We start from the raw sequence: 15,653 nt of genomic DNA on the forward strand, positions 1-15,653 counted from the left end.
GGTAATGGGATAGGGCAGTATAAAGGGTAATAACTGAATTTCCAGCGTCGTTAACGGTATGACCTTGACTTTTTATCCGGGTAACCGGCTTCAACGTCCCCGGATGAAAGGTGTACAAAACCCCGTGAAATGTATAAATACGCGATCGCACCGGCAGGAAAATAGCACGAATAAACAAGAAATTAATTTCAATAGCATAAAAAAGAATTCAGCGAAAGCCGGATGCTGGATTTAGTTAATAGTCGTTATCATTTCTGAGGGGTAGCACATAAAATGTAGGCTGACGTAAAGAAAGGTAAAAAAAAACCGAATGCGAAGCATCCGGTTCAATTAGGGATAAACAGACATTCAGAACTGAATGACGGTAATAAATAAAGTTAATGATGATAGCGAGAGTTATTTTAGTGGTGTTGAAGGGAATTTTTTTGTCATTCAGTGCTGTACTGTTTTTTAAGATAAACACTTGTATTAAATAGAATATATTTTTGTTTTGATTATCCGTGCTATATTTTTAAACTATTTATGCTCTGTAAAAGTACCTTCAAATTTACAAATTGAAACATGTTGATGGTAAAGTGAAACATCTTCAAAGTTTTCGTATCATATTCCTGTTGGATTATTCTGCATTTTTGAGGAGAATGAACTTGCCGACTGGTTAAGAGGGTTGACCAGTAAGCAGTGGTAAATAATAAGGCATATAACAGAGGGTTAATAAAATGAAAGTTAAAGTACTGTCCCTCCTGGTACCAGCTCTGCTGGTGGCAGGCGCAGCAAATGCGGCTGAAATTTATAACAAAGACGGCAACAAATTAGATCTGTACGGTAAAGTGGATGGCCTGCACTATTTCTCTGATGACGACAGTGCAGACGGCGACCAGACCTACATGCGTCTGGGCTTCAAAGGCGAAACTCAGGTTAACGACCAGCTGACCGGTTACGGCCAGTGGGAATACCAGATCCAGGGTAACTCTGGTGAGAACGAAAACAACTCATGGACGCGTGTGGCGTTCGCAGGTCTGAAATTCGCTGATGCGGGTTCATTCGACTATGGTCGTAACTACGGCGTTGTTTACGATGTAACTTCCTGGACCGACGTTCTGCCGGAATTCGGCGGCGATACCTACGGTTCTGACAACTTCATGCAGCAGCGTGGTAACGGCTTCGCGACCTACCGTAACCAGGACTTCTTCGGTCTGGTTGATGGTCTGAACTTCGCGTTGCAGTACTAGGGTAAAAACGGCAGCGCAAGCGGCGAAGGCCAGACCAACAACGGTCGTGAGGCACTGCGTCAGAACGGTGATGGCTACGGCGGCTCTCTGACCTATGATCTGGGCGAAGGCTTCGCTATCGGTACGGCAGTCACCAGTTCTAAACGTACTGCTGACCAGAACGCTGCGCGCTACTACGGTGAAGGCGATCGCGCAGAGACCTACACCGGTGGTCTGAAATATGACGCGAACAACATCTACCTGGCTGCACAGTATACTCAGACTTACAACGCGACCCGTGCGGGCGACCTGGGCTGGGCTAACAAAGCGCAGAACTTCGAAGTGGTTGCGCAGTATCAGTTCGACTTCGGTCTGCGTCCATCCGTGGCGTACCTGCAATCTAAAGGTAAGGACCTGGAAAACGGCTACGGCGACCAGGATCTGCTGAAATATGTTGATGTTGGCGCGACTTACTACTTCAACAAAAACATGTCCACCTACGTTGATTACAAAATCAACCTGGTTGATGAGAACGACTTCACTCGCGCAGCAGGTATCGGTACTGACGATATCGTCGCGCTGGGTCTGGTTTACCAGTTCTAATTGCTCATACAGCGACAAAGGGGCCATCAGGCCCCTTTTTTCATGCTTTTTTAGGGTCTTACAAATACGCTGTTTTAGTGTACTCTTGCCGCCCTGGCATGAGGATAATAACCAATGGATATGACTTTTTTACGCGCCAGCGTTCTGGCGACTTTTTTACTCCTGACCGCGTGTGACTCTTCCACACAGCCCGCAAAAATCGACGCACCCGCCGCGACGGTGCTGGAAGGGAAAACCATGGGGACCTTCTGGCGCGTCAGCGTGATGGATATTGATAAATCCCGCGCTGAAGAATTACGCGGTAAAATTCAGGCGCAGCTGGATGCCGACGATCAGCTACTCTCTACCTATAAAAATGACTCAGCGCTGATGCGTTTCAATCGCTCCAGCAGCACCTCGCTGTGGCCGGTGAGCGAAGCAATGGCCGATATCGTCACGGAAGCCATGCGCGTGGGCTACAAAACCAACGGCGCAATGGATGTGACCGTGGGGCCGCTCGTGAACCTGTGGGGATTTGGCCCCAACAAGCAGCCGGTGACTACACCCGATCAAGCCGCCATCGACGACGCCCGCGCGCGTACAGGGTTACAGCATCTGACGGTGATCTCCCAGTATGGTCAGCAATACCTGCAAAAAGATATTCCCGACCTGTTTGTGGATCTCTCCACGGTAGGCGAGGGGTATGCTGCGGATCATCTCGCGGCCCTGATGGCGCAGGAAGGCATTCCGCGTTATCTGGTTTCCGTCGGGGGCGCGCTCGTCAGCCGGGGCATGAACGCCAGCGGCAGGCCGTGGCGAGTGGCCATCCAAAAACCAACCGATCAGCAAAACGCGGTGCAGGCGATTGTCGACATCAACGGGCATGGTATCAGCACCTCCGGAAGCTACCGCAACTATTACGAGCTGGATGGCAAACGTATCTCGCACGTGATTGATCCGCAAACCGGACGCCCGATTACCCATAACCTGGTGTCCGTGACGGTGATAGCCCCAACCGCGCTGGAGGCGGATGCCTGGGATACCGGATTGATGGTGCTCGGCACGGAGAAGGCCAAAGAGGTAGTGCGTCAGGAAGGGCTGGCCGTCTATATGATCACTAAAGAGGCTGACGGATTTAAAACCTGGAGTTCGCCGCAGTTCAACAGCTTCCTGGTGAGCGAAAAAAATTAAAAAGCAAGGTTGCGGGTTTTTGTTCGGTGGCGTTCAGGCAAGCTGAGCGTATGCTTGTGAGAGGAGCCGATGATGAAAAACACAACCTATCTTACCGATGAGGATCGCTGGGAGGCCGTACTGGCCCGCGATCCGCGTGCGGATAACCAGTTTGTCTTTGCCGTGCAGACGACCGGCATTTATTGTCGTCCGTCCTGTCGCGCCCGCCACGCGCTGCGTAAAAATGTCTGCTTTTATCCTGATGCTCACCAGGCCGCGCAGGCGGGTTTCCGCCCCTGTAAGCGCTGTAGGCCGGACCAGGGCGACCCAATGGCACAGAAAAAGGCCAACATTGCGCTGGCCTGTCGACTGCTTGAACAGGATGCCTCGCTGAACCTGGAGGCACTGGCGCAGCAGGTTGCCATGAGTCCGTTCCATTTCCACCGCTTGTTTAAATCCGTCACCGGCATGACGCCGAAAGCATGGCAGCAGGCCGCGCGTGAACAACGCCTGCGCAGCCTGCTTGCACAGGGCGGTAAAATCACCGACGCCGTACTGGCCGCTGGCTTTCCGGACGGCAGCAGTTACTACCGTAAAGCCAACGGCGCGCTGGGCATGACGGCAAAACAGTACCGCAACGGAGAGGCTGCGGTCCGCTATGCCATCAGTGACTGCTCGCTGGGCCGCTGTCTGGTGGCGGAAAGCGAGCGCGGGATCTGCGCAATACTGCTGGGTGATGACGACGCCGGGCTGACGGCTGAGCTGCTGTCACTGTTTCCGCTTGCCGTCCGTGAACCGATGGAAGGCGCATTTGCCGGGCGTGTTCGTCAGGTGATTGCCTCTGTCGACAGCCGCGCGACGTCGCTGACGCTGCCGCTGGATATCCGGGGTACCGCCTTCCAGCAGCAGGTCTGGCAGGCGCTGCGGGCTATCCCCTGCGGTGAAACGGCAAGCTATCAGCAGGTGGCAAAGGCCATTGGTAAACCCAATGCCGTACGTGCCGTGGCGGGGGCCTGCGGTGCCAACAAACTGGCGATAGTCATCCCCTGTCACCGCGTGGTGCGTAACGACGGTGCGCTGTCGGGTTATCGCTGGGGCGCAGCGCGTAAGGTGCTATTGTTGAAACGTGAGGCGAACAACCCGGAGGAATAATGCTCGATCTTTTTGCTGATGCTGAACCCTGGCAGGAGTCGCTCGCGCCGGGGGCGACGATCCTGAGACGCTTCGCGCTTTCCCGCGCGGCGGCGCTGTTCGACGGCATTAAAGCCGTCACCACCCGTTCGCCGTTTCGCCATATGGTTACGCCAGGCGGGTATACCATGTCCGTGGCGATGACCAACTGCGGCGAACTGGGATGGGCGACGAATGAGCGGGGCTATGTATATGCCGCGTACGATCCGCTGACGGATCAGCCGTGGCCGCCGATGCCGGAGGCGTTTCAGGCGCTGTGTCATGATGCCGCCGTGGCGGCCGGCTATCCTGATTTTCGACCCGATGCCTGTCTTATTAACCGTTATGCCGTTGGGGCAAAGCTCTCCTTGCATCAGGATAAGGACGAGCCGGACCTGCGCGCGCCGATTGTCTCGGTATCCCTTGGGCTGCCCGCTGTCTTTCAGTTTGGCGGCCTGCGGCGCAACGACCCGCTCAAACGGCTGATGCTGGAGCATGGCGATGTGGTGGTCTGGGGCGGGGAATCACGGCTTTTTTATCACGGTATTCAGCCGCTTAAACCAGGCGATCACCCGGTGGCGGGGGCGTTTCGCTACAACCTCACGTTCCGCCAGGCAGCGTACAGAGAATAAAAATAAGAATTATTCTTGATGTGTGTGAAAGGCAGTTTACACTGCTGGCTGATTTTTCTTGTCCGGATTGCTCTGCATGCAACTACTTCTTCTTGTCTGGCGGCAGTATCGCTGGCCTTTTATCGCGGTGATGGCGTTAAGCCTTGCCAGCGCGGCGCTGGGGATCGGCCTGATTGCCTTCATTAACGTGCGTTTGATCGAAATGGTCGACACGTCACTCTCCGTCCTGCCGGAATTTCTGGGTTTACTGCTGCTGCTGATGGCAGTCACGCTCGGGTCACAGCTGGCGCTGACCGCGCTCGGCCACCACTTCGTTTTCCGTCTGCGCAGTGAGTTCATCAAACGGATCCTTGATACTCAAGTGGAACGCATCGAACAGCTGGGAAGTGCTTCTCTGCTGGCGGGGCTGACCAGCGATGTGCGCGCCATTACCATCGCCTTTGTGCGCCTGCCGGAGCTGGTGCAGGGGATCATCCTGACCTTTGGCTCGGCAGCCTATCTCGCCTGGCTCTCCAGCAAAATGCTGGCGGTAACGGCGCTGTGGATTGTTATTACCATCTGGGGCGGGTTCCTGCTGGTATCACGCGTCTATAAGCACATGGCGGTGCTGCGCGAAACGGAAGACAAGCTCTATAACGATTACCAGACGGTGCTGGAAGGGCGTAAAGAGCTGACGCTGAACCGCGAGCGCGCCGAACATATCTTCAACCATCTCTATATCCCGGATGCGCACGAATATCGTCATCACATTATTCGCGCCGATACGTTCCACCTGAGCGCTGTGAACTGGTCCAACATCATGATGCTGGGCGCGATTGGCCTGGTGTTCTGGATGGCGAACAGCCTGGGGTGGGCGGATACCAACGTGGCGGCAACCTACTCCCTGACGCTGCTGTTTTTACGCACGCCGCTGCTGTCGGCCGTTGGCGCACTGCCGACGCTGCTGAGCGCACAGGTGGCCTTCAACAAGCTGAAGAAGTTCGACCTTGCGCCGTTTAAGGCTGAGTTCCCGCGCCCGCAGGCCTTCCCGAACTGGCAAACGCTGGAGCTGCGTAACGTTACCTTCCGCTATCAGGATAACGCCTTCTCAGTGGGGCCGATCAACCTGACCATTCACCGCGGCGAACTCCTGTTCCTGATCGGCGGTAACGGCAGCGGCAAATCCACGCTGGCGATGCTGCTGACGGGCCTCTATCAGCCGCAGTCGGGTGAAATTTTGCTGGATGGTAAAGCGCTGAGCGCGGAGAAACCGGAGGACTACCGCAAGCTCTTCTCGGCGGTATTTACCGACGTCTGGCTGTTCGACCGGCTGCTGGGACCGGAAGGGCAGCAGGCGGATCCGGCGCTGGTGGAGAAGTGGCTTGCGCACCTGCAAATGTCGCACAAGCTGGAGCTTCAGGATGGCAAAATCCTGAATCTCAAGCTGTCGAAAGGGCAGAAGAAGCGCGTGGCGCTGCTGCTGGCGCTGGCCGAAGAGCGCGACATCATCCTTCTGGATGAATGGGCCGCCGATCAGGACCCGCACTTCCGTCGCGAGTTTTATCAGGTCCTGCTGCCGCTGATGCAGGCGATGGGAAAAACCATTTTTGCCATCAGCCATGACGATCACTACTTCATTCACGCCGACCGTCTGCTGGAGATGCGCGACGGCAAGCTGAGCGAGCTGACCGGCGATGAGCGCGATGCGGCGTCACGGGACGCGGTGGCGCGTACGGCCTGATTGCAATTGTGCCGGGTGAACCCCGGCACACTAATTTTTTCATATATGCCGTTTTTTTCTCCATCCCGACCCGCCGTTTATTCTTATTTACATATCCCCGCGCTATGCTTAACGCCAACTCATTTAATGGATTTATGATTGATGTCGGTATTAAAGAAAAACAGCGCCAGGCAGCGTGACCAGGAGCGTGCGCGGCTCATCTGGCTCCTGACGACCGATAAAGCGGTCACGTCAACGTTATTGGGTAAGCTAACCCTGGCTGAGCAATATGATGTCGGCACGCTGGCCGACGATATTGCTGAGGTAGGTGCGCTGGTTGCACATTTACCACCTCCGGATCTGGCGGACACCCTGGAGGCATTGCCTTCCGAGGAGCGCCACGCCCTGTGGCGGCTGGTGCAGGATCACGAGCGCGGTCAGGTGCTGCTGGAAGCCTCGGAAAACGTCTGGGATGACCTTATCGATGAGATGAGCGACCGGGACATTCTTGACGCACTGCAAACGCTGGATATCGATGAGCAGATTTACCTCGTTCAGCATCTTCCGCGCAACCTGACCGGACGCCTGCTGGCTTCCCTGCCTGCCGAAGAGCGGGCGCGCGTGCGTCAGGTGATGCACTACGAGAAAAACAGCGTCGGCGCGATCATGGAGTTTGGCGTCATCACCGTGCGTCCGGACGTCACCCTGGGGACGGTGCAGCGCTATCTTCGTCGCCTGGGCAGTATGCCGGACAACACCGATAAACTGTTCGTCACCTCGCGGGATAAAACCCTGCTCGGGGAGCTGGAGCTGAAAACGATCCTGCTGAACAGCACCCAGCAGCGGGTGAGTGAGGTCATGGAAACCGAGCCGATGGTCTTCTCGCCGGAAGACGATGCCGAAAAAGCGGCGCGTACTTTCGAACGTGATGACCTGGTGAGCGCGGCGGTGGTGGATTCGGTGGGCAAGCTGATGGGGCGTCTGACCATCGATGAGATCGTTGACGTGGTCTATGAAGAGACCGATAACGACCTGCGTGCCCTTGGCGGGATCAGTGCCGAAGACGATGTTCATGCCTCCGTCGGCAAGGCCGTCAAAACCCGCTGGGCGTGGCTCGCCATCAATTTATGCACCGCGTTCGTGGCGTCCCGCGTTATTGACGGCTTCGAACATACCATTTCCCAGCTGGTGGCCCTGGCGTCGCTGATGCCGATTGTGGCGGGGATCGGCGGGAACACCGGCAACCAGACTATCACCATGATCGTTCGCGCCCTGGCGCTGGAAAACATTCAGCCGGGTAATTTTTCGTGGCTGATTTTCAGGGAGATGGGCGTCGCGCTGATTAACGGCCTGGTCTGGGGCGGCATCATGGGCGGCATTACCTGGTGGCTGTACGATGATATGGCGCTGGGCGGGGTCATGATGCTGGCGATGGTGCTGAACCTGCTGGTGGCGGCGATGATGGGCGTGATTATCCCATTGACGATGACCCGGCTGGGGCGCGACCCCGCGGTGGGGTCGAGCGTGATGATCACCGCCATTACCGATACCGGCGGTTTCTTTATTTTTCTTGGACTGGCGACGATTTTTCTTCTGTAGCCAGTGCTTTTTGCTTAAGTCGGGCAGGGAGGATGAACATCATCACAATCCCGCCCAGCACGCCAATCGCCAGGTTGCCGGTGTAAACCGTTGCCACAACCGTCACCAGCATCACGACGGTTTCAGCCACCGGCGCGTTTTTCAGCGTTCCGGGCTGAACGCTATGCCAGCTAAAGGTCTTGACGGCCACAATGGCCATAATACCCGCCAGTACCGCCATCGGGATTTTGGCCATCACCTCGCTGAGCGCCGTAACCAGCACCAGCAGTACGATACCCGCCGCAAGGGTGGAGATACGGCTTCTGCCTTTCCCCATCTCCACGTTTACGATGGTCTGCCCAATCATCGCGCAGCCCGCAATGCCACCGTAGAACCCGGCCATAATATTCCCCACGCCCAGACCGATGCTCTCGCGACGCTTACTGGAGGGGGTCGCGGTCAGTTCATCCACCAGTTTTGCCGTCAGCAAGGATTCCAGCAGGCCAACGAAAGCGATACTTAGCGCGCACGGCCAGATAATGCTCAGGGTTTCCAGATTGAGCGGCACCAGCAGTTGCGTAAAGCCCGGCAAACCGCCGCTCATGGAGCCTTCATCCCCTACCGTCGGCAGAATTTGCCCGCTGGTGACGGTGAACAAAGTCAGCAGCACAATGGCAATCAGCGGGGAGGGCACGCTTTTGATATAGCGTGGCACCCACAGCACAATCAGCAGCGTCAGCACGAACAGGCCCACAATCAGCGGGCTTCGGCTCCAGAAATGGGGCACCTGGGCAAAGAAAATCAAGATGCCAAGGGCGTTAACAAACCCGGTCATCACCGACTGGGGAATAAAGCGCATCAGCCGCGCCATACCCAGCGCGCCGAACAGGATCTGAATCATGCCTGCCATCACCACCGCGGGCAGAATGTACTGTACGCCGTGTTGATGGACCATCGGGCCAATCACCAGCGCGACGGAACCTGCCGCCGCCGTCACCATGGCCGGACGCCCGCCGAGCAGGGAAAGGGCGAAACAGAGCACCACGGAGGCGATAAGACTCACTTTCGGATCCACGCCCGCGACCACGGAAAACGAAATCACTTCCGGGATCAGCGCCAGCGCGGTAATCACACCGGCCAGGGTTTCGCGCATCAGACGGTGAGGCGAACGTAAAACAGTGGCGACATGGCCTTCTTGAGGTACAGACGAGTGGGGTAATGACATAACAATTCGCTGGTAGGGGCAGGCTTCCGTGCGCGCGATCACAAAGTGCAGCATCATAGCCAGGAAAATCGTCGGGTGCCAGCCTGTCTGCCAAAACCCTACAAACAATCCATCATTAAATTTCACAATTACAATAATTTCGTAACCTTTAAACAATATTTAAAAGTTGCTACCGTGCCACCGCAGCGTGTTTCACCTGTAATTTCCACGCATCAAGCACTATTCAACTAAGGCATAAATGATGAAAAAAATGACTGCCGTGCTCTTTTCTCTGGCCGTGGGGCTGAACGCCGTCTCGCTGGCGGCGAAGGCTGACGCACCAAAAGAGCAGGAAACGGATGTCCTTTTAATTGGTGGCGGCATCATGAGCGCCACGCTGGGAACGTATCTTCAGGAATTAGAGCCGAACTGGTCCATGACCATGGTCGAGCGCCTCGATGGCGTGGCACAGGAAAGCTCTAACGGCTGGAACAACGCCGGGACGGGGCACTCGGCACTCATGGAACTGAACTATACGCCGCAGAAAAAGGACGGTTCCATTAGTATCGAGAAGGCGGTAGAGATCAACGAAGCGTTCCAGATCTCACGTCAGTTCTGGTCTCACCAGGTGAACAGCGGTGTGTTGCACAATCCGCACTCCTTCATCAACACCGTACCGCACATGAGCTTTGTGTGGGGCGATCAAAACGTCAACTTCCTGCGCGCGCGCTACGCTGCCCTGCAACAGAGCACGCTTTTCCGCGGGATGAAATACTCTGAAGATCACGCTCAAATCAAAGAGTGGGCGCCGCTGGTCATGGAAGGCCGCGATCCGAACCAGAAAGTGGCGGCGACCCGCACTGAAATTGGTACTGACGTTAACTACGGTGAAATCACCCGTCAGCTGGTGGCCTCTCTGAAGAAAAAAGAGAACTTTAACCTGCAACTCAGCTCCGAAGTGCGTGGTTTCAAGCGCAATGCGGATAACAGCTGGAGCGTGACCGTTGCCGATCTGAAAAACAACGAAGCCGAGCATGTGATTAAGGCGAAGTTCGTGTTTATCGGTGCGGGCGGCGCGGCGCTGAAACTGTTGCAGGAGTCCGGTATTCCGGAAGCGGACGACTACGCGGGCTTCCCGGTTGGCGGCCAGTTCCTGGTGTCGGAAAACCCGGAAGTGGTTAACCGTCATCTGGCGAAAGTGTACGGTCAGGCCTCTGTGGGCGCACCACCGATGTCCGTTCCGCATATCGACACCCGCATGCTGGACGGTAAGCGTGTAGTGCTGTTCGGGCCGTTCGCCACATTCTCCACCAAGTTCCTGAAAAACGGTTCCCTGTGGGATCTGTTGAGCGCGACCACAACGTCAAACGTCAAGCCAATGATGGACGTGGGGCTGGATAACTTCGATCTGGTGAAATACCTGATTAGCCAGGTGATGCTCTCTGATGAAGAACGCTTCGAGGCGCTGAAAGAGTACTATCCGCAGGCGAAGAAAGAAGACTGGCGTCTGTGGCAGGCAGGTCAGCGTGTGCAGATCATCAAACGCGATCCGAAAGAGGGCGGCGTGCTGCGTCTGGGTACCGAAGTGGTAAGCGATAAGGATGGCACCATTGCCGCGCTGCTGGGGGCATCTCCGGGGGCGTCTACCGCTGCGCCAATCATGCTGCACCTGATGGAAAAAGTGTTTAAAGACAAAGTATCCAGCCCGGAATGGCAGGCGAAGCTGAAAACCATTATTCCATCCTACGGTACGAAGCTGAACGGTAACGTTGAGGCCACGGAACAAGAGCTGGAATACACCAGCCGCGTTCTGCAACTGCAATACGTCAAACCGCAGGCTGCGGATGCTGCGCCAAAGGCAGAGCTGAAGCCTCAGGCGGAAAGCAAGCCGGTAGCGGATATCGCGCTGTAAGGTAAACGCAAAACGGTAACATCCGTTACCGTTTTTAGTGTTTTCACCCTCTCCCGGTGGGAGAGGGTTGGGGTGAGGGCGCCAGAACGCACCCTTTCCAGGTCGGGTAAGCGTGAGCGCCACCCGACTTATTTTTAACGAACTACCGCTTGTCCTACCGTCTCATCCGCCTTCCATACGCGATATTTCACATCCACGTTTTCCGGCGTATATACGACGATCGGCAGCTTGCTGTTATAGCGCAGCAGACTGTTATCGCCCAGATACGCGGTAATAAATTTCTTCTCTTTCTTGCCGTCCGGGCACGCCATCATGGTGGAGACTGGCGAGGTTACTTTGTCGAAGACATAGTAGTCATAGCCCCAGCCTTCCAGCGTTTTGCTTTCCAGCTGGCCGCCCAGGCGATGCTGGTTGCAGTCCACTTCCAGCGTCTGGCCGATTAACAGCTCAACTTTGAAATTTGCTTCATCCTGCTGAGCCGGGAGCTGAATAACCTGGCGCTTCATCCCTTTGTCCGCTTGCGGATACGGAGCAACTTTTTCCAGCGGCTGCTCTTTCTGGGTTTCGCTGGCGAAAGCACTGCTGCTGGCGCACGCAGCGGCGATGAGGGCGATGGCAAATTTAGGTGCGTTTTTCACTATCATTCCTTTTTGTTAAAACGATCCTGGAAAGACTAACATAATATACGTGAATGGTTGGCGTAATTTACTAACATTTTCATTTTAAACGGAGTAATGCACTGCTTTTGTGTTCTTTTATTGGTGTTTAATGCTGTAGTGGAGTCGGTGCGGCGATCGTGTTATTTTACGCGTTAATTATTGTTATTTATCTGTAAAGGGAGGAGAGATGGTACGGGAAAAACTGAAGACACCTGAAGGCCGCAAGTTCCTGCTGGCGTTACTGGTTGTGTTTATGATTGCTGCTGCATGCGTGGGGCGAGCAACCATTGTCGGTGTGATTGAGCAGTACAACATCCCGCTCTCTGCCTGGACAACCAGCATGTTTGTCCTGCAATCGGCGATGATCTTTGTTTACAGCTTGGTGTTCACCGTGCTGCTGGCGATTCCGCTGGGGATTTTCTTTCTCGGTGGGCGTGAAAAACACTAAGCATTGCGCATGCGGAGACAGGCAATAAAAAACCAGCCATAAGCGGCTGGTTTTTTTGTGTAGTTTTGGTCGGCACGAGAGGATTTGAACCTCCGACCCCCGACACCCCATGACGGTGCGCTACCAGGCTGCGCTACGTGCCGACGCATAAAAGGAATACTACTCTATTCCTTTTTGAATGCAAGGGGCAAGCAACGCTAACTGATTCATAAATAATCAGTTAGCGATAAAGCGCTTCTCGTCTGTCAGCACCTGCAACAGCAAACTGAGCTGCGGTTTCTGGTCTTTCAGCTTCTCACCTTCGAGGCTATACGTCTGGTAATTGCCGTTGCTGTTCAACACCAGGGACAACGTCGGTGTGGTCACCACCAGCGTGTTTCCGCCAGCAGCCGTGACCCAGTTATGACGCCGCGTGGCGCTAAAGAGGTCTTGGCCCTGCGAGTACTCAATTGCCGGTGTGCTGACGTGCAGCAGCCGCTGCATTAACGTGGTCATGACGTCTTTATGGTCGGTCAGCATGTTGATGCGCTGCGCGGGAGTGCCCGGCCAGTGGATCACCAGGGGAACATGCAGGTTCGGACGCGACCACTCCATGCCCTTCGCCTCGTCGCCGAGCGGCACGCCATGCCCCGCCGTGATAATCACGACCGTATTATCCAGCTTGCCCGCGTCGCGCAGGGCGGTCAGCACGCGGCCGATCTGCGCATCAACATCGCCCGCCGCACGGCTATAGCGGCGCGCGAAGCCTTTCTGATTGCTGTCATCAAGCGTTGTGCCGTTAAACGCAACCCAGGAGAACCAGCGGTTATCTTCCTGCGCATAGCGCTTCAGCCAGTCTATCCACTGGTCAGCGGTCCGATCGTCAGACTGGCTCTGCGCGGCGGGCAGTGAGAAATCAGACAGCAGCGCCTGGCGGTACAGCGAGCTGTTGAAACCATCAGAGGCGAACAGCCCCAGCTGGTAGCCCTGCTGATTAAGCCCGGTAATCAATGCCGCCGGAATACGGGCCGACAGCACGCCGTCCATATAGCTCGGTGAAATGCCATAGAACAGGCCGAAAATACCCGCGTCGGTCGAATTACCGGAGCTCATATGCTGAGTGAATACGATATTGTTCTCAGCGAATTCAGCCAGCGCTGGCATCTGCTTCTCATAGCGGGAATAGTTCAGGCCATCGACGGTAATCAGCAGCACGTTCTGACCGCGCCCCATGTCGCGATATTTCAGATCGCTCAGGGGATACTGCACGCTGACCGCTTCCGGATTACCCTGTTCGACCAGACGACGCTGATACTCCTGCGCGTCCAGCAGGCCGTGTTTTTCGAGGAAACGACGCGCCGTCATCGGATAGGAGAGCGGCAGGTTTGCGCGCTGCATGGTAATCGGGCGGTAGAAGTTCGCATCTGCCCAGATATACATCAGGTGCGAACCGATAAATGAGGCGAAAAAGAGCGCCGCGACGGGCTTCGCATAATGGCGGCGTCGGGTCAGACTGCGGAGTTTTTGCCAGCTCCACGTGGCGAACAGCATTTCGATCAGCAGGATAATCGGCACGCTGATAAACATCAGCTGCCAGTCGCGCGCGGTCTCGTTCTGATCCGGGTTAATCACCAGCTCCCAGACGACAGGATTCAGGTGCAGGTGGAATCGGGTAAAGACTTCGCTGTCGATCAGCAACAGCGTCATGCCCGCCGTTGCAAGAATGGCAGACAGGAAGCGCATCAGCCGCTGCGACATGACGATAAACGTCAGTGGGAACAGGATCAGCAGATAGGTGGCGAAGACCAGAAAGCTAAAGTGACCCACAAGGCTCATCCACGAGTAGACGCGCCCGGTTAATGTGGTTGGCCAGTCCGCCACAAACAGATAACGGCAGCCGAGCACCATCGCCAACAGAATGTTGAACAGGGCAAACCAGTGCCCCCAGCTGACCATCTGGGAGACTTTTTCACGGTAGCGCTGACGATTCGTCACCATAAACTGTTGTTCGTTTCCCTTAGTGTGCCTGGTCGTCGCTAACGGAGGACTGCAAAGCCTGGGCGAAAGATTTGGCGATCGCCTGACGCTGAGCCGGAGCAACGCTGGTATTGATCAGGTTGGTAACCATATTTCCCAAAACCATCAGGGAGAGATCGGTTGGCGTTTTATGTTTTTCCAGTACGTTGACCAGCTCACTGAGCAGTTGTTCAACGTGTTCGTCACTGTAGCGGGAATGTTGTGGCATAAATCAAAATCAGTTTGTTGGGAGAAGGGCGACATATTACCGTAGCAACAGCTTTTTTTCCCCTTTTTTATCTTCTGTTGCACACATGCGTTGGTGGTGGTTGAATACCGCCCGGTCTAAAAGGAGAGTTTATCATGAGTCTGGAAATCAACCAGATTGCCTTGCACCAGCTTATCAAGCGTGATGAGCAAACCCTTGAAGTGGTGCTGCGCGATTCGTTACTGGAACCAACGCCTACCGTTGTCGAGATGATGGCGGAGTTGCATCGCGTCTACAGCGCGAAAAATAAAGCCTATGGCTTGTTCAGCGAAGAGAGCGAACTGGCGGATAGCCTGCGCCTGCAACGTCAGGGCGAAGAGGATTTCCTGGCATTCAGCCGCGCTGCTACTGGCCGTCTGCGTGACGAGCTGGCGAAATATCCCTTCGCCGATGGCGGTATCGTCCTGTTCTGCCACTACCGCTATCTGGCGGTAGAGTATCTGCTGGTCACCGTGCTGAATAACTTAAGCAGCATGCGCGTGAACGAGCAGCTGGATATCAGCTCAACGCACTACCTGGATATCAACCATGCGGATATTGTGGCGCGTATCGATTTAACCGAATGGGAAACCAACCCGGAATCGACGCGCTACCTGACCTTCCTTAAAGGTCGCGTGGGCCGCAAAGTGGCCGATTTCTTTATGGACTTCCTCGGCGCCAGCGAAGGGCTGAATGCCAAAGCGCAGAACAAAGGTCTCCTCCAGGCGGTGGATGACTTTACGGCTGAGGCGCAGCTTGATAAATCTGAGCGTCAAAACGTGCGTCAGCAGGTTTACAGCTACTGCAACGAGCAGTTACAGGCCGGGGAAGAGATTGAGCTGGAGTCGCTGTCCAAAGAGCTGGCAGGCGTCAGCGAAGTCAGCTTCCAGGAATTTACCGCGGAAAAAGGCTATGAGTTGGAAGAGAGCTTCCCGGCGGATCGCAGTACGCTGCGTCAGCTGACGAAATTTGCCGGTAGCGGCGGTGGGTTAACCATTAACTTTGATGCCATGCTGCTCGGGGAACGTATCTTCTGGGACCCGGCCACCGACACGCTGACCATTAAGGGCACGCCGCCGAATCTGCGCGACCAGCTTCAGCGTCGCACTTCAGGCGGTAAGTAACAGCCATAAAAAAACCCCGCAAACG

12 protein-coding genes, 1 tRNA gene and 1 pseudogene are annotated in these 15,653 nt (G+C 55.3%); 9 read left to right on the plus strand and 5 right to left on the minus strand.

What is annotated here, in order from left to right:
- Positions 1 to 716 precede the first annotated feature (716 nt).
- From SK53_RS01440 to mgtE, 6 genes and pseudogenes are all read left to right on the plus strand, one after another.
- Positions 717 to 1,811: pseudogene (locus SK53_RS01440) on the plus strand (porin OmpC).
- 114 nt (positions 1,812 to 1,925) lie between these two features.
- Positions 1,926 to 2,981, plus strand: coding sequence for an FAD:protein FMN transferase ApbE (apbE, locus tag SK53_RS01445; protein ID WP_003859399.1), 1,056 nt, complete (start codon positions 1,926 to 1,928; stop codon positions 2,979 to 2,981).
- Between the two features lie 72 nt (positions 2,982 to 3,053).
- Positions 3,054 to 4,112 carry a bifunctional DNA-binding transcriptional regulator/O6-methylguanine-DNA methyltransferase Ada gene (gene ada, locus SK53_RS01450; protein ID WP_048208329.1) on the plus strand — a complete coding sequence of 353 codons (1,059 nt, stop codon included), beginning with the start codon at positions 3,054 to 3,056 and terminating at the stop codon, positions 4,110 to 4,112.
- The gene (gene alkB, locus SK53_RS01455) at positions 4,112 to 4,762 is read left to right on the plus strand and encodes a DNA oxidative demethylase AlkB (RefSeq protein WP_045343033.1); all 651 of its coding nucleotides are present in this window, start codon (positions 4,112 to 4,114) and stop codon (positions 4,760 to 4,762) included. Before ada ends, alkB begins: the two co-directional genes overlap by 1 nt.
- Positions 4,763 to 4,838: 76 nt before the next feature.
- Entirely contained in the window at positions 4,839 to 6,482 is a 1,644-nt protein-coding gene (locus SK53_RS01460; RefSeq protein WP_003859392.1) for a multidrug ABC transporter permease/ATP-binding protein, read from the plus strand.
- A 141-nt stretch (positions 6,483 to 6,623) separates the two neighbouring features.
- The gene (gene mgtE / locus SK53_RS01465; RefSeq protein ID WP_006811337.1) at positions 6,624 to 8,060 is read left to right on the plus strand and encodes a magnesium transporter; all 1,437 of its coding nucleotides are present in this window, start codon (positions 6,624 to 6,626) and stop codon (positions 8,058 to 8,060) included.
- On the opposite strand, the gene SK53_RS01470 is transcribed toward mgtE, so the two are convergent.
- Positions 8,023 to 9,318 carry a SulP family inorganic anion transporter gene (locus tag SK53_RS01470; RefSeq protein ID WP_032610259.1) on the minus strand — a complete coding sequence of 432 codons (1,296 nt, stop codon included), beginning with the start codon at positions 9,316 to 9,318 and terminating at the stop codon, positions 8,023 to 8,025. The two genes, mgtE and SK53_RS01470, sit on opposite strands and share 38 nt — an antisense overlap.
- Positions 9,319 to 9,505: 187 nt before the next feature.
- On the opposite strand from SK53_RS01470, the gene mqo reads away from it, so the two are divergent.
- Positions 9,506 to 11,155 (plus strand): malate dehydrogenase (quinone), encoded by a 1,650-nt coding sequence (gene mqo, locus SK53_RS01475; protein WP_003859385.1) that lies wholly within the window; start codon positions 9,506 to 9,508, stop codon positions 11,153 to 11,155.
- 134 nt (positions 11,156 to 11,289) lie between these two features.
- Here the strand turns inward: mqo and eco are convergent, their stop codons facing one another.
- Positions 11,290 to 11,799, minus strand: coding sequence for a serine protease inhibitor ecotin (gene eco, locus SK53_RS01480; RefSeq protein WP_047653827.1), 510 nt, complete (start codon positions 11,797 to 11,799; stop codon positions 11,290 to 11,292).
- A 202-nt stretch (positions 11,800 to 12,001) separates the two neighbouring features.
- On the opposite strand from eco, the gene SK53_RS01485 reads away from it, so the two are divergent.
- Complete coding sequence (locus tag SK53_RS01485) at positions 12,002 to 12,262, plus strand: DUF2534 family protein (RefSeq protein ID WP_006811332.1); 261 nt, start codon at positions 12,002 to 12,004, stop codon at positions 12,260 to 12,262.
- Between the two features lie 66 nt (positions 12,263 to 12,328).
- Here the strand turns inward: SK53_RS01485 and SK53_RS01490 are convergent.
- The 3 genes from SK53_RS01490 to SK53_RS01500 all read right to left on the minus strand — a co-directional run bounded on the left by SK53_RS01490 (position 12,329) and on the right by SK53_RS01500 (position 14,486).
- Positions 12,329 to 12,405 (minus strand) — tRNA-Pro (locus SK53_RS01490).
- 73 nt (positions 12,406 to 12,478) lie between these two features.
- The gene (gene yejM / locus SK53_RS01495; protein ID WP_003859380.1) at positions 12,479 to 14,239 is read right to left on the minus strand and encodes an LPS biosynthesis-modulating metalloenzyme YejM; all 1,761 of its coding nucleotides are present in this window, start codon (positions 14,237 to 14,239) and stop codon (positions 12,479 to 12,481) included.
- Between the two features lie 19 nt (positions 14,240 to 14,258).
- The gene (locus tag SK53_RS01500; protein ID WP_001135586.1) at positions 14,259 to 14,486 is read right to left on the minus strand and encodes a YejL family protein; all 228 of its coding nucleotides are present in this window, start codon (positions 14,484 to 14,486) and stop codon (positions 14,259 to 14,261) included.
- Between the two features lie 134 nt (positions 14,487 to 14,620).
- Here SK53_RS01500 and yejK point away from each other — a divergent pair, with 134 nt between their 5' ends.
- Positions 14,621 to 15,628, plus strand: coding sequence for a nucleoid-associated protein YejK (yejK, locus tag SK53_RS01505; protein WP_017383403.1), 1,008 nt, complete (start codon positions 14,621 to 14,623; stop codon positions 15,626 to 15,628).
- Positions 15,629 to 15,653: the final 25 nt, after the last annotated feature.

The sequence above is a fragment of the Enterobacter sp. MGH119 genome (genome assembly GCF_001037675.1).
Lineage (GTDB): Bacteria > Pseudomonadota > Gammaproteobacteria > Enterobacterales > Enterobacteriaceae > Enterobacter > Enterobacter hormaechei_C.

Coding starts and splice junctions, on each gene's coding strand:
- alkB (WP_045343033.1), top strand. CDS start 4,112: ATGCTCGATCTTTTTGCTGATGCTGAACCCTGGCAGGAGTCGCTCGCG.
- mqo (WP_003859385.1), top strand. CDS start 9,506: ATGAAAAAAATGACTGCCGTGCTCTTTTCTCTGGCCGTGGGGCTGAAC.
- SK53_RS01470 (WP_032610259.1), bottom strand. CDS start 9,318: ATGCTGCACTTTGTGATCGCGCGCACGGAAGCCTGCCCCTACCAGCGA.
- SK53_RS01485 (WP_006811332.1), top strand. CDS start 12,002: ATGGTACGGGAAAAACTGAAGACACCTGAAGGCCGCAAGTTCCTGCTG.
- ada (WP_048208329.1), top strand. CDS start 3,054: ATGAAAAACACAACCTATCTTACCGATGAGGATCGCTGGGAGGCCGTA.
- yejK (WP_017383403.1), top strand. CDS start 14,621: ATGAGTCTGGAAATCAACCAGATTGCCTTGCACCAGCTTATCAAGCGT.
- mgtE (WP_006811337.1), top strand. CDS start 6,624: ATGTCGGTATTAAAGAAAAACAGCGCCAGGCAGCGTGACCAGGAGCGT.
- apbE (WP_003859399.1), top strand. CDS start 1,926: ATGGATATGACTTTTTTACGCGCCAGCGTTCTGGCGACTTTTTTACTC.
- SK53_RS01460 (WP_003859392.1), top strand. CDS start 4,839: ATGCAACTACTTCTTCTTGTCTGGCGGCAGTATCGCTGGCCTTTTATC.
- eco (WP_047653827.1), bottom strand. CDS start 11,799: ATGATAGTGAAAAACGCACCTAAATTTGCCATCGCCCTCATCGCCGCT.
- SK53_RS01500 (WP_001135586.1), bottom strand. CDS start 14,486: ATGCCACAACATTCCCGCTACAGTGACGAACACGTTGAACAACTGCTC.
- yejM (WP_003859380.1), bottom strand. CDS start 14,239: ATGGTGACGAATCGTCAGCGCTACCGTGAAAAAGTCTCCCAGATGGTC.